This window comes from Trinickia symbiotica, from assembly GCF_002934455.1.
Taxonomy (GTDB): domain Bacteria; phylum Pseudomonadota; class Gammaproteobacteria; order Burkholderiales; family Burkholderiaceae; genus Trinickia; species Trinickia symbiotica.
Window position 1 is genome coordinate 40,260 of the sequence record NZ_PTIR01000024.1, and the last position, 21,626, is coordinate 61,885.

At 65.3% G+C, this 21,626-nt stretch carries 18 protein-coding genes; 13 read left to right on the top strand and 5 right to left on the bottom strand.

Annotated elements, in window-relative coordinates; all coding sequences use genetic code 11:
- Nucleotides 1-36 precede the first annotated feature (36 nt).
- Nucleotides 37-2,370 (bottom strand): Tex family protein, encoded by a 2,334-nt coding sequence (locus B0G57_RS26245; RefSeq protein ID WP_018441645.1) that lies wholly within the window; start codon nt 2,368-2,370, stop codon nt 37-39.
- Nucleotides 2,371-2,516: 146 nt separating this feature from the next.
- On the opposite strand from B0G57_RS26245, the gene B0G57_RS26250 reads away from it, so the two are divergent.
- The 3 genes from B0G57_RS26250 to B0G57_RS26260 all read left to right on the top strand — a co-directional run bounded on the left by B0G57_RS26250 (nt 2,517) and on the right by B0G57_RS26260 (nt 5,983).
- A complete protein-coding gene (locus B0G57_RS26250) occupies nt 2,517-3,350 on the top strand; it encodes a colicin transporter (RefSeq protein ID WP_399278865.1) in 834 nt (277 codons plus the stop codon).
- A gap of 82 nt (nt 3,351-3,432) precedes the next feature.
- Nucleotides 3,433-3,648, top strand: coding sequence for a DUF465 domain-containing protein (locus tag B0G57_RS26255; protein ID WP_018441647.1), 216 nt, complete (start codon nt 3,433-3,435; stop codon nt 3,646-3,648).
- Between the two features lie 100 nt (nt 3,649-3,748).
- The gene (locus tag B0G57_RS26260; protein WP_018441648.1) at nt 3,749-5,983 is read left to right on the top strand and encodes an ATP-dependent DNA helicase; all 2,235 of its coding nucleotides are present in this window, start codon (nt 3,749-3,751) and stop codon (nt 5,981-5,983) included.
- Nucleotides 5,984-5,994: 11 nt separating this feature from the next.
- On the opposite strand, the gene B0G57_RS26265 is transcribed toward B0G57_RS26260, so the two are convergent.
- On the bottom strand, nt 5,995-6,855 hold the full coding sequence (locus B0G57_RS26265; protein WP_085952733.1) for an outer membrane protein assembly factor BamD: 861 nt from the start codon (nt 6,853-6,855) through the stop codon (nt 5,995-5,997).
- 68 nt (nt 6,856-6,923) lie between these two features.
- Here B0G57_RS26265 and B0G57_RS26270 point away from each other — a divergent pair, with 68 nt between their 5' ends.
- From B0G57_RS26270 to B0G57_RS26310, 9 genes are all read left to right on the top strand, one after another.
- On the top strand, nt 6,924-8,132 hold the full coding sequence (locus tag B0G57_RS26270; RefSeq protein WP_102607257.1) for an RluA family pseudouridine synthase: 1,209 nt from the start codon (nt 6,924-6,926) through the stop codon (nt 8,130-8,132).
- 9 nt (nt 8,133-8,141) lie between these two features.
- A complete protein-coding gene (gene pgeF / locus B0G57_RS26275) occupies nt 8,142-8,963 on the top strand; it encodes a peptidoglycan editing factor PgeF (protein ID WP_035468896.1) in 822 nt (273 codons plus the stop codon).
- Nucleotides 8,964-9,303: 340 nt separating this feature from the next.
- On the top strand, nt 9,304-11,268 hold the full coding sequence (gene phaC / locus B0G57_RS26280) for a class I poly(R)-hydroxyalkanoic acid synthase (RefSeq protein WP_083925668.1): 1,965 nt from the start codon (nt 9,304-9,306) through the stop codon (nt 11,266-11,268).
- A gap of 186 nt (nt 11,269-11,454) precedes the next feature.
- On the top strand, nt 11,455-12,636 hold the full coding sequence (locus tag B0G57_RS26285) for an acetyl-CoA C-acetyltransferase (protein ID WP_026229842.1): 1,182 nt from the start codon (nt 11,455-11,457) through the stop codon (nt 12,634-12,636).
- Nucleotides 12,637-12,736: 100 nt separating this feature from the next.
- A complete protein-coding gene (locus B0G57_RS26290; protein WP_020566300.1) occupies nt 12,737-13,477 on the top strand; it encodes a 3-ketoacyl-ACP reductase in 741 nt (246 codons plus the stop codon).
- 151 nt (nt 13,478-13,628) lie between these two features.
- Nucleotides 13,629-14,201: a polyhydroxyalkanoate synthesis repressor PhaR gene (gene phaR, locus B0G57_RS26295; protein ID WP_018441656.1), complete on the top strand. Its 573-nt coding sequence runs from the start codon at nt 13,629-13,631 to the stop codon at nt 14,199-14,201.
- A gap of 166 nt (nt 14,202-14,367) precedes the next feature.
- On the top strand, nt 14,368-15,768 hold the full coding sequence (rimO, locus tag B0G57_RS26300; RefSeq protein ID WP_018441657.1) for a 30S ribosomal protein S12 methylthiotransferase RimO: 1,401 nt from the start codon (nt 14,368-14,370) through the stop codon (nt 15,766-15,768).
- Nucleotides 15,769-15,838: 70 nt separating this feature from the next.
- Nucleotides 15,839-17,029, top strand: coding sequence for a beta-ketothiolase BktB (gene bktB, locus B0G57_RS26305; RefSeq protein ID WP_018441658.1), 1,191 nt, complete (start codon nt 15,839-15,841; stop codon nt 17,027-17,029).
- On the top strand, nt 17,026-18,216 hold the full coding sequence (locus tag B0G57_RS26310) for a cystathionine beta-lyase (RefSeq protein WP_020566301.1): 1,191 nt from the start codon (nt 17,026-17,028) through the stop codon (nt 18,214-18,216). Before bktB ends, B0G57_RS26310 begins: the two co-directional genes overlap by 4 nt.
- 22 nt (nt 18,217-18,238) lie before the next feature.
- Here the strand turns inward: B0G57_RS26310 and serB are convergent, their stop codons facing one another.
- Nucleotides 18,239-19,078, bottom strand: coding sequence for a phosphoserine phosphatase SerB (serB, locus tag B0G57_RS26315; RefSeq protein WP_018441660.1), 840 nt, complete (start codon nt 19,076-19,078; stop codon nt 18,239-18,241).
- Between the two features lie 276 nt (nt 19,079-19,354).
- Between serB and B0G57_RS26320 the strand changes: the two genes are divergently transcribed.
- Nucleotides 19,355-19,927 carry a DUF6013 family protein gene (locus B0G57_RS26320; RefSeq protein ID WP_018441661.1) on the top strand — a complete coding sequence of 191 codons (573 nt, stop codon included), beginning with the start codon at nt 19,355-19,357 and terminating at the stop codon, nt 19,925-19,927.
- 54 nt (nt 19,928-19,981) lie between these two features.
- Here B0G57_RS26320 and B0G57_RS26325 read toward each other — a convergent pair whose 3' ends face one another.
- On the bottom strand, nt 19,982-20,791 hold the full coding sequence (locus B0G57_RS26325) for an ABC transporter permease (protein ID WP_018441662.1): 810 nt from the start codon (nt 20,789-20,791) through the stop codon (nt 19,982-19,984).
- Nucleotides 20,788-21,519 (bottom strand): ABC transporter ATP-binding protein, encoded by a 732-nt coding sequence (locus B0G57_RS26330; RefSeq protein ID WP_051090067.1) that lies wholly within the window; start codon nt 21,517-21,519, stop codon nt 20,788-20,790. The genes B0G57_RS26325 and B0G57_RS26330 overlap by 4 nt, the downstream gene beginning before the upstream one ends.
- Nucleotides 21,520-21,626 lie beyond the last annotated feature (107 nt).

Below are 21,626 nucleotides of genomic sequence, written 5' to 3' on the forward strand. Positions count from 1 at the left end.
CGGCTCAGGGCGCCGGCTTGACCAGGAACACCTTGCTCAACGTTGCTTGAGCTTGGCGAACGCCGCAGCCATCGCGCTCGCAGGTTCCGCCTCACGCTGACGTTGACCCCGCATGCCGCCGCCAGTGCGGCCGGCCCCGCGATCGCCGGCTTCCCCACCGCCGCTACGCGCGGTGGGCGCGGCGTCATCGGAGAGCCGCATCGTCAGTGCGATGCGCTGGCGCTTCACATCGACTTCGAGCACCTTCACCTTCACGACCTGGCCCGCTTTGACGACTTCGTGCGGATCCTTGACGAATTTTGTCGACATCGCCGACACGTGCACGAGGCCGTCCTGATGAACGCCGATATCGACGAACGCGCCGAATGCCGCGACGTTTGTCACGACGCCTTCGAGCACCATGCCGGGCGCCAGATCGGAAATCTTTTCGACGCCTTCGCGGAAGGTCGCCGTCTTGAATTCGGGGCGCGGATCGCGGCCCGGCTTTTCGAGCTCGGAGAGGATGTCGCGCACGGTCGGCAAGCCGAAGCGCTCGTCGACGAACTCGGAAGGCGAGAGGCCGGCGAGCGCTTCGCGACTGCCGAGCACTTCGCCGACGCTCTTGCGAATCTTCGCGAGCATGCGCTCGACGACGGGATACGCTTCGGGGTGAACCGACGAACGGTCTAGCGGGTTTTCACCGCCGTTGATGCGCAGAAAGCCCGCTGCCTGCTCGAACGTCTTGTCGCCGAGGCGCGGCACTTTGCGCAGGTGTTCGCGTGACGGGAAAGGGCCATTCGCATCGCGGTAATCGACGATGTTGCGGGCGAGCGTGCCGTTCAATCCCGACACGCGGGCGAGCAGGGCGACCGATGCGGTGTTGGCATCGACGCCGACCGCATTCACGCAATCCTCGACGACGGCGTCGAGCGTCCGAGCGAGCTCGCGCTGGTTGACATCGTGCTGATATTGGCCGACGCCGATCGCTTTCGGCTCGATCTTGACGAGCTCCGCAAGCGGATCCTGCAGCCGGCGCGCGATCGAGACGGCGCCGCGCAACGACACGTCGAGATCGGGAAACTCTTTTGCCGCGAGCTCCGAAGCCGAGTAGACGGATGCACCGGCCTCCGAGACGACGATCTTCTGGAGCTTGAGCTCGGGATGACGCGCGATGAGCTCGGCGGCGAGCTTGTCCGTTTCGCGCGAGGCCGTCCCGTTGCCGATGCTGATCAGTTCGGCCTGCGTCTGACTCGCGAGACGGGCGAGCCTCGCGATCGAGCCGTCCCAGTCGCGGCGCGGCTCGTGCGGATAGATGGTATCGGTGGCCAGCAGCTTGCCGGTGCGATCGACGACGGCGACCTTCACACCCGTGCGCAACCCGGGATCCAGACCGATCACGGCCTTCGGGCCGGCCGGCGCGGCGAGCAGCAAGTCCTTCAGGTTGCGGGCGAAAACGCGGATCGCCTCGTGCTCGGCGCTCTCGCGCAGCTGCGTCAGCAGCTCGTTCTCGAGATGCGGCTGCACTTTGACGCGCCAGCACCAGCGGCAGACGTCGCCGAGCCACTTGTCGGCGGGACGGTTCTGGTTCGAAATCCCGACGTGGCGCGCGATCATCGCTTCGCACGGATGCGGCACCTCTACGTCGAGCTCTGCGCCAAGTCCGAGCTTGATCATCAGCACGCCCGCGTTGCGGCCTCGAAAGAGCGCGAGCGCACGGTGCGAAGGAACCGTCTTCAGCGTTTCCGCGTAGTCGTAGTAGTCGCGGAATTTCTCGCCTTCTTCGTTCTCCTTGCCTTCCACGACGGTAGAGGAGACGATGCCGCGCTCGGACAGGTACTCGCGCAGCTTGCCAAGCAGTTCGGCCGTCTCCCCGAATTGCTCCGAGAGAATGTCGCGCGCGCCATCGAGCGCGGCTTTGACGTCGGCCACGCCTTTTTCGGCGTCGACGTACCGTGCGGCCTCGGTTTGCGGATCGAGCCGAGGGTCGGCAAGGAGCGCCTGCGCAAGGGGCTCGAGGCCCGCCTCTCGAGCGATCTGCGCGCGCGTGCGGCGCTTAGGCTTGTACGGGAGGTAGAGGTCTTCGAGGACCTGCTTGCTATCGGCGGCGTCGATGGCGGCGCGCAGTTCATCGGTGAGCTTGCCTTGCTCTTCGATGCTGGCAAGAATCGTGGCCCGCCGCTCTTCCATTTCGCGCAGGTAGAGCAGCCGTTCTTCGAGCTGACGCAATTGCGTGTCGTCGAGATTGCCGGTGACTTCCTTGCGGTATCGCGCGATGAACGGAACGGTCGCGCCTTCGTCGAGAAGTTGCACAGCCGCTGCGACCTGGCGCGGCTCCACGGTCAATTCGGCGGCGATGCGCCGTACGATCTTCAGTGCTACGTTGTCCGTCATAGAGAAAGAGGGCATCTCACTGCGAGGCTTCGCACCTGGACCCAAGCCGCGGGGCGACTCGGACGCGCGGCGCGGGCCGGTTGCTGAAGCGGCGCATTTTGCCACAAATGGGCGGGCGGTCCAGGCCGGGTGTTAGAATTTCGGCCATGTTCCGATGCCCCCCAATGACGTTGCAAATCTCCCGTTTTCCCGCCTACTTGCGCGCCGCGATGCTCGGCGCCGCTTTCGTTGCGGCACCGCTTGCGGCGTCTGCACAAACAATGCCCGCGGCCGGCGGCGCAAACGGGCCGCACGATGCCTCGAAGCCTGCCGATGACATGCGAGCGGCGAGCGCCGCCACGTCCGCGAGCGACTTCGATGCGCGCCAAAAAGTGCTCGATACTCATGGCGCGCAGAATCAGTACGAATACGGTGTCGCCGTTCACAACTGCTATGACCGGTTTTTCGTGAACGCTTGCATCGGCCGCGCTCGCGACAAGATGCGCGAAACGCAGGCGCGGATTCATGCCGAGCAGCTTCAGCTCGACGACGAGCGGCGCGCGGCGCACGCGCAGGCGCGCGACGAGCGCGAGGCGCTCAAGGCGGCAAGCGATGCGGCGGAGGCGTCGCAGCGTGCCGCGACCGATGCGCGCAATGCCGAGTCGTATGCCGAAAAGCAACGCCAGCACGAGCTCGACGTCGCCAGGCGCAATGCCGAAGCGCCGCAGCGCGCGGCCAATCAGGCGGCGTATGATCAGAAACAGTCCGATTATCAGCGCAAGCTCGAGCAGGCTCGGCAGCAGGCGGCGCAAGATGCTAAGGAGCGCGCCGAGCGGGCGCGGCGATTCGCCGAGAAGCAGGCCGACGCCGCTCAGCACAAGGCCGATGTCGAAGCTCGACAGAAGCAGGCGGAGCAGAAGGCGCAGGAAAAGCAGCAAGAGCAGTTGCAGCAGCAGGAGCAGCAGAAATCGTTGCGCAAGGAGCAGCAGGAGGCCGACTGACGCGACGATTTTCTGCTTCACGGCAACTTCAGGCGGGTGCTGCCGGGGGGCAGCGCGCAGCCTGTCGAACGAGGAGGCGACTATGCGCGACCATCAAGCGATCCATCCCGATGCTCTGCGCGACCGCATCGTGCAGTTGCAGTCGGAGCATAGCGAACTCGATCGCATGATCGACAAATTGTCGGACTCTTCGGAAATCAGCGACTTCGAGCTGAGACGCTTGAAAAAGCGCAAGCTCAAGGTCAAGGACAACATCACGTTGCTGCAATTGCAGCTCGAACCGGACAAGCACGCGTGACCAGGCCCTGAGCCGGTGCAGCGGCTCGGCGCCGGTCGTTCCTTAGGAGCCGCTTGCCTTGGATTCACCGCGGGACGATTCTCCCAACGAACCGCGCGGGATGACGCGAGAGACGCGTTCGCCCGCCGCGCTGAGTGCGAAACGGAGCGCGGAGCTCGACGCGATTTTCGCGGCCGATGGGCTGCTTGCGCGCGCGATCGACGGTTATCGGCCGCGCGCTTCGCAAATCGAAATGGCGCGTGCGGTGGCCGCGACGATGGATGCGTCGGGCCGCGCGCTGCCGGAGCCGGCGATGTTCGAGGCGCAGCGGCGCCCCGCGCGGCGACTCCGGACGAACGGCGACGCCGCCGCCGGCTCCGAAGCGGACCGCGATGGCCACGAGCGCGCTGAGGAAAGCGACAGCAGCGCTGGCGAGAACACGCTGATCGTCGAGGCGGGGACGGGAACCGGGAAGACATTTGCCTACCTCGTGCCGGCCATGCTCTGGGGAGGCAAGGTCATCGTTTCCACGGGCACCAAGCACTTGCAGGATCAGTTGTTCCAGCGCGACATTCCGACCGTCCGCGATGCATTGGCGGTGCCGGTCAGTGTGGCGATGTTGAAGGGCCGCGCCAATTATCTCTGTCACTATTACCTGCAGCGGACGGCCGATAGCGGCCGTTTGCCGTCGCGGCAGGACACGGTTCATCTGCAGGAGATCGTTCGCTTCGCGAAGATCACGCGCACGGGCGACAAGGCGGAGCTGGCGAGCGTGCCCGAGACCTCGCCGGTATGGCCGATGGTGACTTCGACGCGCGACAACTGCCTCGGTCAGGAGTGCCCGAACCACAAGGACTGCTTCGTCATGCTGGCGCGCCGCGAGGCGCAGCAAGCCGATATCGTCGTGGTCAACCATCACCTTTTCTTCGCCGACATCATGTTGCGCGATACAGGGATGGCCGAGCTGCTGCCGACGGCGAACACGATCATCTTCGACGAAGCGCACCAGCTCCCGGAGACGGCCACGCTCTTCTTCGGCGAGACCCTCTCCACGTCACAATTGCTCGAGCTCGCGCGCGACACGGTTGCCGAAGGACTCGTGCATGCGCGCGACGCGGCCGAATGGGTCAAGCTCGGCGCCGCGCTCGAGCGCGCGGCGCGCGAGGTGCGGCTGGCATTCAAGGACGATTCGCTGCGGCTGTCGGCGGCGCAATTGCCGGACGATCATGAGGTTTTCAGCGCGCTCGATGCGCTGGAGGCCGCGCTCGACGCGCTGGCGAGCGCGCTAGCGAGCCAGGCCGAACGCGCCGAGTCGCTCGGTGCCTGCTTGCGGCGAGCGCGAGAGCTGCAAAGTCAGCTCGCGCGCTGGACAGCGCTGCCCGTGCAATCGGGGCCCGGGGAGGCTCGGACCGTCGTGCAAGCGGCGGCTGCCGCTGGCTCGGCAACGGTCGGCGAGGTCGGCGATCGGGAGGCGCGAGCCAATACGGACGAATCGATCCGCTGGATCGAGGTGTTCGCGCACACCGTGCAGCTGCACGAAACACCACTATCGGTCGCGCCGATTTTCGCCAAACAGCGCGCCGGCGTGCCGCGCGCGTGGATCTTCACGTCGGCGACGCTGTCGGTGCGCGGCGATTTCACGCATTACGCCGCTCAGATGGGGCTCGACGCGCGCCGCTCGATGACGCTGCCGAGCCCGTTCGATTACGGTACGCAAGGCTTGCTCTACGTGCCGCGCAATCTGCCGCAGCCGTCTTCGCCGGCATTCACCGATGCCGTCTTCAATGCGGCGCTGCCCGCGATCGAAGCGGCCGGAGGGGGGGTGTTCGTGTTGTGTACGACGTTGCGCGCGGTCGATCGCATCGCGGCAAAGCTTCGCGACGTCATCGAGGCGCGTGGATGGGATAAGCCGTTGCTCACGCAAGGCGACGCGAGCCGCACGGAGCTGCTCGACCGGTTTCGCGCATACGGCAACGCGATCCTCGTCGGGAGTCAGAGCTTCTGGGAAGGCGTCGATGTACGCGGCGACGCGCTGTCACTCGTGGTCATCGACAAGCTGCCGTTCGCGCCGCCCGACGATCCGGTGCTCGCCGCGCGCCTCGACGTGCTGGCGAAAAAAGGCTTGAGCCCCTTCGCCGTGCATCAGGTCCCGCAAGCGGTCATCACGCTGAAGCAGGGGGCCGGGCGACTCATTCGGGCGGAGACGGATCGCGGGGTGCTGATGATCTGCGATACGCGTCTCGTCGATAAGCCTTACGGCCGGCGGATCTGGCAAAGCCTGCCGCCGTTCAAGCGTACGCGCGAGATCGAGGTCGTGCGCGAGTTTTTCGAGGCCTCTTGGAACGAGGCCTCATAGAACGAGGCCTTTTAGAAGATCCACCACGACTTCTTCTTCGCGCCTGTTCGCGGATGGCCCGTCACATAAGGGCTGTCCGGGAACGTGGCAGCGAGAACACGACGCGTATCGTTGGCGAGTTGCGGCTCGTCGAGCTTCGTGTACGAGAGAATCATCAGATGCAGCGCATCTTCGATCGCGGGCGCGTTCTTGTATTCCTTGATCGCGAGCTGCGCGCGGTTGATCGATGCGACATAGGCGCCGCGGCGATAGTAGTAGTCGGCCGCGTGCACTTCATACGACGCCAGCGCGTTCACGATGTAGCGCATGCGCGCGGCCGCATCGGGCGCGTATTTGCTGTCGGGGTACTTATCGACCACGACCTTGAACGCGTCATACGACTCGCGCAGCGCCTTCGGATCGCGCTCGCTCATGTCCTGACCCGAGAAGCGCCCGAACAGCCCCAGGTCGTCGTTGAAGTGAATCATCCCTTTGAGGTAGTACGCATAGGCGATATCGGGATGATCGGGGTGCAGCTTGATGAAACGGTCGATGGCCTGATTGGCGGCGTCCGTCTCGCCATCCTTCCAGTTGCAGTACGCGACATTGATTTGGGCTTGCTGGGCGAAATGACCGAACGGATCGCGCCCTTGCAGCGATTCGAAGTACTTGGCGCACTTGCCCCAGTCGCCACCCGAGAGCGCGTCCTGAGCCTCCGAGTATAATTTCTGGTTCGACCAGACCGCTGTCTCGTCGGTCTTTTGCGGCAGGCCATGGCAGCCGGTTACGACGAGCGCGGCGGCAACGAGCCCGAGGCTCGCCGCGGGCCGGATCGCGCGCTTCGCTGCACGGACGAGTACCGGGGCGGCCGCGCGAAAAGCCGATCGCGTCATGATGTTCGAGGCTTGCCGCATTTCCCCATGCTTCCTAGCTATCAGTCTCACTCAGTGACCCAGTTTCAATGACCCGCAAAAGTTCCTCAGGCGCCGGAATCGGCTCCAAAGATCGAAGCGCCGATTATAGCCGAAGCGTTGCGGGCGCCGACGAGCCGAAAAAGGCCCGGTCAGGCGAGGCGCCGGCCTCTACGTCAGCCGTCTCGCCGTTCGTTCCGCAAGGCGGCGACGCTCCTGCGCGCATCGCGTCGGTGCCCGACGCGCTCGCGGGGGAGAGGCTAGACAAGGTTCTCGCAAAAGTATTCCCCGAGTTTTCCCGAAGCCGCCTGCAAAGTTGGGTCGAGGCGGGGCGCGTGCGCGTGAACGGCCAGCCGGCGAAAGTGCGCCAGCCCGTGGCGCTCGAGGCGCGCATCGAACTCGTTCCCGATCTGCTGCCCGAAGAGCTGGCCTTTACCCCGGAGCCAGTCGAGCTCGAGATCGTCTACGAGGATGAGGCGCTCGTGGTGCTGAACAAGCCGGCCGGGCTCGTCGTGCATCCGGCCGCCGGCAATTGGAGCGGCACGATTCTGAACGGCCTGCTGCACCGCTATGGCGAGGCGGCCGCCGGGCTGCCGCGCGCGGGTATCGTGCATCGGCTCGACAAGGACACGTCGGGCCTCATGGTCGTCGCCCGCACGCTCGAGGCGCAAACGGATCTCGTGCGGCAGTTGCAGGCGCGCACGGTGAAGCGCCGCTATTTCGCGCTCGTCTGGGGCGAGATGCCCGACGAGGGGACCGTCGATGCGCCGATCGGCCGCGATCCGCGCGAGCGCACGCGCATGGCCGTCGTCACGGGCGCGGCCGGCAAGCCCGCGCGCACGCATTTCCGGACGATCGACCGAATCGTCTGGCAGCGACAACCCGTATCGGCGATTCATTGCGATCTCGAGACCGGGCGCACGCACCAGATTCGCGTTCATTGCGCGCACCTGGGCCATCCGCTGCTCGCGGATCCGGTCTACGGCGGCATGCGCGGCCGCCGCTCGAGCGTACCGTTGCCGGGCGGCTTCGCGCGACAGGCGCTGCATGCGTGGCGTCTGGGCCTCGTGCATCCGCAGACGCGGCGCACGATGCATTGGGTCGCCGAGTTGCCCGAGGACATGACCGGGCTCGCCGCGGCGTTGGGCTTCGGCGAAGAGGGTGAGATCGACGAAGGCGACGAAGGCGAGTTCGAGTTCATCGAAGACGAGGCATACGACGGTGGAATGATCGATGCCGGTGATGAAGATATCGAGTGAGACCGTGACATGAATTGCCCCCCGCTGACCATGCATGACTGCCTGCAACCGGGATGGCGCGTGTCGTCCCGAGTGCGGGCGCTAGTCACCACGCGCTCGGGCGGTGTGAGCCTGCCGCCGTACGGGCGGATCGTCGATGGCGCCCAAGCGCCTGGCGGCTTGAACCTCGGGCTGCGCACGGACGACGAGCCCTCTCATGTCGAGGAGAACCGTGCTCGTCTTCGCGCGCTGGTGGGCGTGCAGCCTGCATGGCTCCATCAAGTTCATGGCGACACGGTCGTGCGCGCCGACGCAGTGCTCGATGCGGGCGGCTCGCCGCATGCCGACGCGAGCATGACCGATAGGCCCGGGGCCGCCTGCGTGGTCATGGTGGCCGACTGTATGCCGGTCCTGCTTGCCGACGAGGCAGGGCGAGCCGTGGGTGCCGCGCATGCGGGCTGGCGTGGGCTCGTGGCCGGCATCGTCGAAAAAACGGCGCGACAAGTGGCGGCACTCGCGGGCGCGCAGACGCAAACGCTGCATGCGTATCTGGGGCCCGCGATCGGTCCGCGTGCTTTCGAAGTCGGTGACGATGTTCGCGACGCATTCATGGCCGCAGCCGAGGGCGCCGAGCGCGCACCGACGTCGGACGCGTTCGCGCCGCGCGGGCAAACGCAAGGCAAGTATTTGGCCGATCTCTATGCGCTCGCCCGGTTGCGCCTGGCGCGGCATGGCATCGTGCAGGTGACGGGCGGCGATGCATGCACGGTCACGCAAGCCGATCGCTTCTACTCGTATCGACGCGATCGCGTGACAGGGCGAATGGCCGCGCTGATCTGGCTCGATCAATGAGGTGCGAACGGGTGCCAGGCGATGCGCCGCACAAGAAACGAGCGAACTGCGTGCCGCGATGAGTGTCGAAAAGTGATGCGCGGCTCGGTCAGACGGAACGGTATGCACTGACAATACGTTTGCTGGCTTGCCGATAGTCCGTACGATCGACATCGGGAAAACGATAATAAAAAAGCTATCGCAGTGCGGCAAAATCGGTCTCAAGCATTGACACGACTTACGGCGGGGAGCAAGAATGACCCTCGCAATGGGTGAGCGCATCGAAGTCCCGAGGGTTCGCCCGGATGCGCTGCACCCGCCTATCAATCAGTCTTCCGAGGCTTACCGGTCACGAGCGGGTATGACAGCTTCAAAACATCCTTCGAGTTCCTCTCACGCTGATACTTCTTCGAGCCACGGGCAGCAGGCCGCGGCGGGCAGCGCCGATCCGCAGCAAATGTTCGATGCATGGATGAACGCATGGCGTGCGTTTGCAAATGAGATGTCGCGGCCCGCGGCCGCGCCGTCGGGCGGGGGCGCGTCCGCGTCGGCGTCGAACGGAGCGGCCGCGCCGTTCGCGTTCCCGTTCACCATGCCGCCGATGCCACAGATGCCGCAGATGCCGGCGATGCCCCACATGCCGCAGATGCCGTCGTTGTCCGCCATGTACGGCATGGCCGGCGCGCCCAACGCCAATCAGACGGCGGCCGGATTTCCGGGCATCCCCCTGGCGGTGCCGGCCGAGCGGCTACAGCGATTGCAGGCGGACTACACGCGGGAATTCATCGAGCTGATGAAGCAGGCGAGCGCCGGCGGCGCGGCGGCGCCCGAACTGCCGGACCGGCGCTTTTCGTCTGAAGCTTGGAAAGCCTCGCCGGCCTTTGCCTATATGGCCGCGTGGTACCTGCTCAACGCGAGATACCTGCAGGAACTTGCCGACGCAGTCGACACCGATCCGAAGACGCGCGAGCGGATTCGCTTCTCGGTCCAGCAATGGACAGCGGCCGCCTCGCCGAGCAACTTCCTCGCGCTCAATCCCGAAGCGCAGAAGGCGCTCGTCGAGAGCCACGGCGAGAGCTTGCGTCAGGGTGTCATGAACCTGCTCTCCGATCTGCGGCGCGGGAAGATCTCGCAAAGCGACGAGTCGCGGTTCGTGGTCGGCAAGAATATCGCCTCGACGGAAGGCGCCGTCGTCTTCGAGAACGATCTCATTCAGCTGATCCAGTACAAGCCGCGCACCGAGAGCGTCTTCGAGCGCCCGCTCCTGATGGTGCCGCCTTGCATCAACAAGTACTACATTCTCGATCTGCAACCCGAAAGTTCGCTCGTCGCCCATGCGCTCGAATCGGGCCATCAGGTTTACATGATTTCCTGGCGCAATCCCGATGCGTCGCTCGCGGGCAAGACGTGGGACGACTACATGACGGAAGGCGTGCTCGCCGCCATCGACGTGGTCAAGAGCGTGAGCGAGCGCGAGCAGATCAATACGTTCGGGTTCTGCATCGGCGGGACGATGCTCGCGTCGGCGCTCGCGATCCTCGCGGCGCGCGGTGAGCATCCGGCCGCCTCGATGACGCTCGTCACGGCGATGCTCGATTTCTCCGACACGGGGGTCCTGGACGTCTTCGTCGACGAAGCGCATGTGAGCATGCGCGAACAGACGATCGGCGGCTGCAACGGCGCGGCGCCGGGTCTCATGCGCGGCCTCGAGTTCGCGAACGCGTTCTCGTTTTTGCGGCCGAACGATCTGGTCTGGAACTACGTCGTCGACAATTATCTGAAGGGCCGCACGCCAGTGCCGTTCGATCTGCTCTATTGGAACAGCGATTCGACGAATCTGCCAGGGCCGATGTTCGTCTGGTATCTGCGCAACACGTATCTCGAGAATCGGGTGCGAGAGCCCGGCGCGCTGACCGTGTGCGGCGAGCCGCTCGACCTGTCGCGCATCGACGTGCCGACGTTCATCTACGGCTCGCGCGAGGATCATATCGTGCCGTGGCGGACGGCCTACGGGTCGGCGCCGCTGTTGACCGGGCCGCAGCGGTTCGTGCTCGGCGCCTCGGGCCATATCGCCGGTGTCATCAATCCGCCGGCGAAGCGCAAGCGCAGCTACTGGGTATATGAAGGAAGCGAGAAGACGCTGCCCGAGGATCCGGACGAGTGGTTCGACGCGGCCGTCGAAAAACCCGGCAGCTGGTGGCCCGACTGGATCACGTGGCTCGACCAGTATGGCGGCCGCAAGGTCAAGTCCCGCGCGCAACTCGGCTCAGCCGAGTATCCGGTCATCGAGCCGGCGCCGGGGCGCTATGTGCAAGAGCGCGATTGAGCGAAGGCAAGCCGTTCGTTCCATCGGCCGCGACACTCGATCGGATCGAGCGCTGACGCGCGAAGGTCCGGATCGGCTGCTTCACGGGACCTCGGTCACGCGCACCCGCGCGAACCGCGGTCGGAATTGATTTTCAACTGTACGGGGCGCGGCCCAAAAGGCCGCCTCGCTCGGAGGAGTTCCAAAATGACAGACGTAGTGATCGTTTCCGCTGCTCGTACCGCCGTCGGCAAATTCGGCGGCTCGCTTGCCAAGATTCCGGCGCCGGAGCTCGGGGCCACGGTGATTCGCGCGGTGCTCGAGCGTGCGGGCGTGAAGCCCGAGCAGGTCAGCGAAGTCATCATGGGCCAAGTGCTGACCGGCGGCTCCGGGCAGAACCCCGCACGGCAAGCGCTGATCAAGGCGGGCCTGCCGAGCGCCATACCCGGCATGACGATCAACAAGGTCTGCGGCTCGGGCCTGAAGGCGGTCATGCTCGCGGCGAACGCCGTCATTGCCGGCGATGCGGACATCGTTGTTGCGGGCGGCCAGGAAAACATGAGCGCCGCGCCGCACATCCTGCTCGGCTCGCGCGACGGCTTCCGCATGGGCGACGCGAAGCTCGTCGATTCGATGATCGTCGACGGCCTATGGGACGTCTACAACCAGTATCACATGGGCGTGACGGCCGAAAACGTCGCCAAGGAATACAGCGTGACGCGCGAAGAGCAGGACCAGTTTGCCGCGCTCTCGCAGAACAAGGCCGAGGCCGCGCAGAAGTCGGGGCGGTTCGACGACGAGATCGTGCCCGTCGAAGTGCCGCAGAGGAAGGGCGAGCCGCTGCGCTTTGCCACCGACGAGTTCGTGCGTCACGGCGTCACCGCCGAATCGTTGGGGGGGCTCAAGCCTGCTTTTGCGAAGGAAGGCTCGGTGACGGCCGGCAATGCGTCGGGCATCAATGACGGTGCGGCGGCCGTGCTCGTCATGTCGGCTAAGAAGGCCGACGCGCTCGGCCTGAAGCCGCTCGCGCGCATCAAGGCCTACGGGAATGCGGGCGTCGATCCGAAGGTGATGGGCATGGGGCCCGTGCCGGCGTCGCGGCGCTGCCTCGAGCGTGCGGGATGGTCTGTCGGCGATCTCGATCTAATGGAAATCAACGAGGCGTTCGCGGCGCAGGCGCTGGCGGTCCACAAGCAAATGGGCTGGGATACGTCGAAGATCAACGTGAACGGCGGCGCAATTGCGATCGGTCACCCGATCGGCGCGTCGGGTTGCCGTATTCTTGTCACGCTGCTGCACGAGATGCAAAAGCGCGACGCGAAGCGCGGCTTGGCTTCGCTTTGCATCGGCGGAGGGATGGGCGTGGCGCTGGCCGTCGAGCGGGTGTGACGGCGCGCATGTCGCAGGAAGGGCCGCTTGGTCGGGGCGGTTGATAACGAGGGGCGGGGCGTCAGGCGCCCCGCCCAAAAAGAGAAATGGAGCGTGATTCATGAGTCAGCGCATTGCGTACGTAACGGGCGGGATGGGCGGTATCGGCACCGCCATCTGCCAGCGCCTTCACAAGCAGGGCTATCGGGTAGTCGCGGGCTGCGGGCCGAACTCGCCGCGCCGCGCGACGTGGCTCGAGCAGCAAAAGGCGCTCGGCTACGATTTCGTCGCGTCGGAAGGCAACGTCGGCGATTGGGAGTCGACGAAGGCCGCGTTCGACAAGGTGAAGGCCGAAGTCGGCGAGATCGATGTGCTCGTCAACAACGCGGGCATTACGCGCGACGTCGTGTTTCGCAAGATGACGCATGAGGACTGGACGGCCGTCATCGACACCAATCTGACGAGCCTTTTCAACGTGACCAAGCAGGTCATCGACGGGATGGTCGAGCGTGGATGGGGGCGCATCGTCAACATTTCGTCGGTCAACGGTCAGAAAGGGCAGTTCGGGCAGACGAACTATTCGACCGCCAAGGCGGGCATTCACGGCTTCACGATGGCGCTGGCGCAGGAAGTGGCGACGAAGGGCGTGACGGTCAATACGGTGTCGCCGGGCTACATTGGGACGGATATGGTCAAGTCGATCCGCGCCGATGTGCTCGAGAAGATCATTGCGACGATTCCGGTGCGCCGGCTCGGCTCTCCGGACGAGATCGCTTCGATCGTGGCGTGGCTGGCGTCGGAGGAGTCGGGGTTTTCGACGGGCGCCGATTTTTCGTTGAACGGCGGTTTGCACATGGGCTGATGCGCGTCGGCCGGCTGCGGATTCCGCTGTGTCGCGGCCGGCACAGTCGCGTTTCGGGGTTTCGGTTTCGGGGGCCGGTCCGCCAGTGCCACAGCGGCGGATACGACGCGCCGACACTGCGCTACATTGGCTTGATATTAGAAGGCGTTACATGTCGACTACAAAGAAAACAGCCGAGCGATTCATCAAAAAATATCCGAACCGTCGGCTCTATGACACGGAGACGAGCACGTACATCACGTTGAGCGACGTGAAGCAACTGGTGCTCGACCAGGAGGACTTCAAGGTCATCGATGCGAAGACCAACGAAGATCTGACGCGCAGCATCCTGCTGCAGATCATTCTCGAAGAGGAGAGCGGCGGCGTGCCGATGTTCTCCTCTTCGATGCTCTCGCAGATCATCCGTTTCTACGGGCATGCGATGCAGGGAATGATGGGCACGTATCTGGAAAAGAATATTCAGGCGTTCATCGATATCCAGAACAAGCTCGCCGAGCAGTCGAAGACCCTCTACGAGGGCAATGCGCTGAACCCCGAGGTATGGTCGCAATTCATGAACATGCAGGCGCCGATGATGCAGGGCATGATGACGAGCTACATCGAACAATCGAAGAACATGTTCGTGCAACTGCAGGAGCAGATGCAGAACCAGGCGAAGTCGATGTTCAGTTCGTTTACCTTCAACAAGCCCAACTCGGGGTCGGAGCCGCCGGAAAAGAAGTAGGACGGACGGTGCGGCGATCCGCGGGCGGATGCCGGATCGGCCGGCGTGCGAAGGCGCGGGCCCTGGCGGCGAGTTACAATACGCGGTTTCTCTGACGAGCCGCGGGACTGGACAGCGCCTATCGCGCTCGCCGCTTCCCTCGTTGCCATTTGTCGCCGAACCGCCCATGCCGCAGACTTCATCCCCCACCTCGCCTGTCGCCGCGCCGAGCGCCGCTCCCAAAGTCGGCTTCGTTTCCCTCGGGTGCCCCAAGGCTCTCGTCGACTCCGAGCAGATCATCACCCAGCTGCGCGCCGAGGGTTACGAGATCTCGGGCACCTATGACGGTGCCGATCTCGTTGTCGTCAACACCTGCGGCTTCATCGATGAAGCGGTTCAGGAAAGCCTCGACGCCATCGGCGAAGCCCTCACCGAGAACGGCAAGGTCATCGTCACCGGCTGCCTCGGCGCCAAAAAGAGTGCAAGCGGCACCGGTCTCATCGAGGAAGTGCATCCGAAGGTGCTCGCGGTCACCGGCCCGCACGCCGTCGGCGAGGTCATGCAGGCCGTGCACAGCCATCTGCCCAAGCCGCACGACCCGTTCGTCGATCTGGTGCCGCCCGCGGGGATCAAGCTCACGCCGCGCCACTATGCGTATTTGAAGATTTCCGAGGGCTGCAACCATCGCTGCACGTTCTGCATCATCCCGTCGATGCGCGGAGACCTCGTCTCGCGTCCCATCGCGGAAGTCATGCTGGAAGCCGAGAATCTCTTCAAATCGGGCGTGAAGGAGTTGCTCGTCATCTCGCAGGACACGAGCGCCTACGGTACCGATGTCAAGTTCCGCACCGGCTTCTGGAATGGTCGGCCCCTCAAGACGCGCATGACGGAGCTCGTCGGTGCCCTCGGCGAGCTCGCGGCGCAATACGGCGCCTGGGTCCGGCTCCATTACGTCTATCCCTATCCGCACGTCGACGAGATCATTCCGATGATGGCCGAGGGCCCGCTGAAGGGCCACGTTCTGCCCTACCTCGACGTGCCGTTCCAACACGCCGATCCGCAAGTGCTCAAGCGCATGAAGCGTCCTGCCAACGCCGAGCGGACGCTCGAGCGCGTCGCCAACTGGCGCCGGATTTGCCCCGATCTGACGATCCGCAGCACGTTCATCGCGGGGTTCCCCGGCGAGACGGAGGCGCAATTCGAGACACTCCTCGAATTCATTCGCGCCGCGGAGCTCGATCGAGTGGGCTGCTTCGCGTACTCTCCCGTCGAAGGTGCGAGCGCGAACGAGCTCGATGGCGCGTTGCCCGATGAAGTCCGGGAAGCGCGTCGCGCGCGCTTCATGGAAGTCGCCGAAGAAGTGTCGGCCAAGCGCATGGCGCGCAAGGTCGGCAAAACGCTGAAGGTGCTCGTCGACGAAGTCAACGCCGACGGCGGCATCGGCCGCACGGCCGCCGACGCGCCGGAGATCGACGGCGTGGTCTATGTCGCGCCGGCGACGAAGGCGTCGAAGCGCTACAAGGTCGGCGACTTCGTATCGGTGAGAATCACGGGCGCCGACGGGCACGACCTGTGGGGAGAAGTCTGACCGCAGCGCGTGCTTCGCGTCTCGTTCGCCTCGTATCCATCCATCGACAGCCTTAGTTCAGGAGACGGCAATGCAACGAGAAGTCGTAGTGGTGAGCGGCGTGCGGACGGCGGTCGGCGATTTCGGCGGCAGCCTCAAGGACTTCGCGCCGACCGAGCTCGGCGCGCGCGTCGTGCGCGAAGCGCTGTCGCGCGCGCAAGTGCGTGGCGACGAAGTCGGCCATGTCGTCTTCGGCAATGTCATTCAGACGGAGCCGAAGGACATGTACCTCGCGCGCGTGGCCGCGCTCAACGCCGGCGTGGCGCAGTCCGCGCCCGCCATGACGGTCAACCGTCTGTGCGGCTCGGGTCTGCAGGCGGTCGTTTCGGCCGCGCAGAGCATTCTGCTCGGCGATACCGACATCGCTGTCGCGGGCGGCGCGGAAAGCATGAGCCGCGCACCGTACATCGCGCCGGCCGCGCGCTTCGGACAGCGCATGGGCGACGCGCGCATCGTCGACATGATGCTCGGCGCGCTTCATGACCCCTTCGAGTCGTTTCATATGGGCGTGACGGCCGAGAACGTCGCGCGCAAGTACGGCATCACGCGCGAGGCCCAGGATGCACTCGCGCTCGAATCGCATCGGCGCGCGTCGCGCGCGATTCGCGAAGGTTACTTCAAGAGCCAGGTCTTGCCGATTTCGATTCCGTCGAAGAAGGGCGAAGTGGTCTTCGACGCCGATGAGCATGTCCGGCACGAGACGTCGATCGAAGATCTCGCGCGGCTCAAGCCTGTCTACCAGAAGGAAGGCGGGACGGTGACGGCCGGCAATGCGTCGGGCATCAACGACGGTGCGGGCGCTCTCGTGCTGATGGAGCGTCGCGTCGCCGAAGCGCGAGGGATCAGGCCGCTCGGGCGCATCGTCGCGTACGGCCACGCGGGCGTGGATCCGGCATACATGGGCATCGGGCCGGTGCCGGCCACGCGCCACGCACTCCAGCGCGCCGGGCTTTCGGTGGCCGATCTCGACGTGATCGAAGCCAACGAGGCGTTCGCGGCACAGGCATGCGCGGTGACGGCGGAGCTCGGGCTCGACCCGGCCCGCGTCAACCCGAACGGTTCCGGTATCTCGCTCGGTCATCCGATCGGCGCAACGGGCGCGATCATCGCGATCAAGGCGCTCTACGAGCTGCAACGCCGTGACGGGCGCTATGCGCTCGCCACGATGTGCATCGGCGGAGGGCAAGGCATCGCCGTCATATTCGAAACTTACCAACCATGACAGACTCCACTTCCTCCTCGCGGGCCCGGCAAACACGGATTGTCCATGCTGACCCGCATCTCGAGCCGGGTTTCGAGTCGTTCGTGACGCCGGTCATGCGTGCCTCCACCGTCGTCTTCCCCGATCTCGCAACCGTGCGAGCGGGGGATTGGCGCGACGATTCGCAATGGCGCTACGGCCTGCACGCGACGCCGACTTCCGCCGCACTCGCGCAGCGCATCGCGGCGATCGAGGGCGGCAAGCAAGCGCTGTTGCAGCCATCGGGACTTTCGGCGATCTCGAACGTCTATTTCGGCATCGTCAAAACAGGCGACGACGTGCTGATTCCCGATAACGTCTACTCGCCGAACCGCGAGCATGGCGAGTGGCTTGCGCACGATTTCGGCATTTCCGTCCGCTACTACGATCCGCTCGTCGGCGGCGGCATCGCCGACCTGATTCGGCCGAATACGCGTCTCATCTGGATCGAGTCGCCGGGCTCGGTCACGATGGAAGTGCCCGACGTCCGCGCGATCGTGGCGGCGGCACGCGAGCGCCATGTCGTGACCGCGATCGACAATACCTATTCGGCGGGCCTGGCATTCCGGCCGCTCGAGCTTGGCGTCGACATCTCGGTGCAGGCGATGACGAAATACCAATCGGGCGGCAGCGACGTTCTGATGGGTGCGACGATCACGATCGATCACGAGCTGCACCTGAAGCTCAAACGCGCGCGCATGCGCATGGGGATCGGTGTCTCGGTCGACGATTGCTCACTTGTGCTGCGCAGTCTGCCGAGCATGAAAGCTCGCTTCGAGGCGCACGATCGTACCGCGCTGGGCCTCGCACGTTGGCTGAAGGCGCGTCCGGAAATCGCGGCGGTGCTGCATCCGGCGCTGCCCGATTGTCCGGGTCACGCCGAGTTCATGCGCGATTTCACGGGCGCGGGCGGACTCTTTTCGGTGATCTTCGATGAGCGCTACAGCCACGCGCAGATCGATGCGTTTGTCGAGGCGCTCGAGCTCTTCGCCATCGGTTGGAGCTGGGGCGGCGCGTACAGTCTCGCCATGCCGTACGACGTGGTGTCGATGCGCACGGCATCGCGCTGGCCGCATCGGGGTATCCTGGTCCGGTTCTATACCGGTCTGGAAGACGAGGCCGATCTGCGTGCCGATATCGAACGCGCGATGAAGTCGGCGCTCGGTTGATTCCTTAGCCGCGCTCCGGCGCTCAGAATAGCCGCAGCAGGCCGTCGAGGCCGACGTAATTGAATGCCACGTCGGCAGCGGCGCGCACGACAGGCTTCGCGCGGAAAGCGACCGAGAGTCCCGCCTCGGCCATCATCTCGAGGTCGTTCGAGCCATCGCCGAAGACGATGGCCTGCGACGTCGGAATGCCCGACGCCTCGCAGGCCTTGCGCAACGTATGCGCCTTCACGCTCGCGTCGACGATCTCGCCGAGCACCTTTCCTGTCAGCTTGCCGTCGACGATTTCGAGCGTATTGGCGCGCGCGAAATCGAGGTTGAGCTTCGCTTTGAGCCGGTCCGTGAAGAACGTGAAGCCGCCCGAGACGAGCAGCGTGCGCATCCCGGCAGCCTGCACGGCGGCAAGTAGGGTCTCCGCGCCCGGCGAGAGTCGCAGCCGTTCGCGGAAGACGTGTTCGAGCGCAGTCGCATCGAGCCCTTCGAGCAGCGCGACACGCGCCGTGAGGCTTTCATCGAAGTTCTTGATCTCGCCGCGCATGGCGGCCTCGGTGATCGCCGAGACTTCCGCCTTCAGCCCGCAAAAGTCCGCGATTTCGTCGATGCATTCGATCGTGATCAGCGTCGAGTCCATGTCCATGGTCACGAGGCCAAAGTCCCGCAGCGAAAGCCCGGGGCGCACGAACGCGTAGTCGAGCGCGTGAGTCGCGCAATAGGCTTCCACGTCGCCGCGCTGGGCCGGATCGGCATCGGCGATTCGGACCGCATAGGGATCGACGGGCTGCGCATGCGAGCCCCGTGCGAGTGCGATAAGCGGTTTGACATGAGCAGCCGCTAACGGCTCGGGGCTTTGAATGACGAGATTCATCGGTGAGGCGGGGAAGTCGTTCGTTCTGGTATCGGCGCGGCTGCCGCCGCGGGAAATCCGCCCATTGTAACGGTTCGCCACCGGCCGGCCTATCGGGGCCGTATCCGCAACCGCATTCGCCGCACGAATGCAAGCGGTGCAACTCCCGATCGCGGCCGGCGAGCCGCTCGTCGCCGGTAGCGTTAGACTGGGAGCGCGGGCCATCCGTCCGGTCGCGAGATCGGCTCCGGTGCTGCCGGCATCGTCGTGTGCCGCACCAACCTAGGATGACGAAACATGATGAGACGACCTCTGCGCTCAACCCGTTCGCTGCTCGCGGCTTGCGCCTGCGCGGCTGCCTTCGCCGGCGTTGCGATCGCACCCGCCACGCATGCCGCTCCGCCGATCACGGTCACATCCAAGACGCCGACTTCCGGTCCGATCAAGTACACCGTGAAAGTCGCCTCGAAGGCGTTCGGCAATCTGCAGGAGACGCGAACGATCAGCTCGGGGCAGACCGACGACTTCAACTGGAAAACGGCGTCGACGGCTGGCGCGACACCCGTTCCCGAGCAGTGTCCCGGCTATATGTCTCTCGCGCTCGATGCGAACGGCGCGCTCGCTCGCCAGATCAGCGTGCGCCTCGCGCCGATCGTCGCCGACGACGGCACCGCCACGGTGCAGATGAGCGTGCAGGCGAGCGTGCCCAAGGGCCGAGCGACGACCGTCAAGACGGGCGGCAAGACGCTGCAATGTCCGCAGGTGACGGCGATGAGTCAGGTAGTGCGCTTCACGATGCCGACGACCGGAGCGGCGAAGACAGTCGCGCTCAACGACGGCACGCGCGTGACCGTCTCGGCCAAGCGCTGAGACCTCCGTTTCGCGCGGCAATTTGCGCCGGTGACGGCTCGAGTCCGTTCCGCATCACCGGGCTTCGCGGCGCTCCAGCAGCCGCGAGGCCAGAAACCGATGGTCGGCCGAGAAGAGCCGCCGATAGGTCAGCAGAACGGCGCCTACTGTGCCGAGCGCCGACGATGCCGCGATGAGGAACATGATCACGATCTGGTAGCGGACGGCCTGCAGCGGCGATTGTCCTGCCAGCACCTGCCCGGTCATCATCCCCGGAAGGCTGACGACGCCGACCACGGTCATCTGATTCAACGTCGGAATCATGCCCGCGCGCACGGCTTGCCGCGCGGGGCCTTGCGCGGCCTCCCAGCGCGTCGCGCCGAGCGCGAGCGCCATGTCGACGCGGTCGCGCCGCGCGGTCAGCTCCTCGGCCATTCGCTCGATGGCGAGCGAGACGCCCGTCAGTGTGTTGCCGAGGATCATCCCGAGGATCGGTATCGCGTACTGCGGCTCGTACCAGGGATGAATGCGGATCACGGCGAAAAGGCCGATGGCCGCCACGAGCCATGCGCTGATCCAGATCGAAACGATGCTGTCGGCGCGTTGGCCCGCGTAGGTATGCGCGCCGCGCGCCGCGCCGGCCAGCCCGGCGACGATCGTCATGACCGCGATGACGGGCAGGACCACGTACCAATGGGCATTCGCGAACACCCAGCCGAGCACATAGCCGATGGCGAGCAACTGAACGACGGTGCGCACGGCGGCGAGCGCGAGCTTGCGGCCGAGACCGAGCGAGAGCGCCATCGAGACGGCTCCGTTGACGACGATGAGCAGTGCTGCAATGGCGACGTCTACGAGGCTGAGATTTTGCAGAACGGCATTCATTGCACAGGCTCCTCGGCCAATCCGAGCTGGCCGGCGCGCATCGTCAACTGCCGCGCGGCGACGCGCGCGGCCTGCGCCGGGTCGTGCGATACCCAGATCAAGCCGCGCTCGGCGGCACGGGCGTCGAACCAATCGGCGACGAGCGCTTCGATGGCTTGCGCGGATTGCGGATCGAGCGAGGCGGTCGGCTCGTCGAGGAGCAGCACCTCGGGATCGAGCTGAAGGACTCGGATCAGCGCGGTGATCTGCGCTTCGCCGCCCGAGAGCTCGCTCGCGCGTTTGTCGAGAAAATCGCTTGCGCGGCCGGCGCGCTCGGCGAGCCGCGTCGCGCGAGTGCGGTTGAAGCGCGTGCCGCGATAGGCATGAAGCGAGAACGGATAGCGCAAATTGTCCTCGACCGTGCCGTCGAGCAGGGCCGGGCGCTGCCGGACGTACGCGACGTTCTTGCGATAGCGCGGAATCGTCCGGCGTTCGACGGGCCGCCCATGCCATGCTATGCGCCCCGCGTCGAGCGGGTCCAGCAGCGCGAGCGCGCGCAAGAAGACGCTTTTGCCGGCGCCCGATGGGCCCGTGACGGCCAGGCGGTCGCCGGCGGCCAGCGCGAAGTCGGTCGCGGCGAGCAGGGTGGTACCGGTACGCGGATCGCGTCGGACGATGCCCTGCGCTTCAACGAGAAGTGGGGAGTTCAATCGGCGGCTCTTTGATGATCGTGGCACGCGGTTCGTCATGATAGAGGGAGATCGGCGGCATAGTGCTTGCTCCAGCGCAACTATGACGATCGCGCTCGGGATCGATGCGGTAGAGCGATCGGCGCGCGCGGCCAATCCGCGGAGCA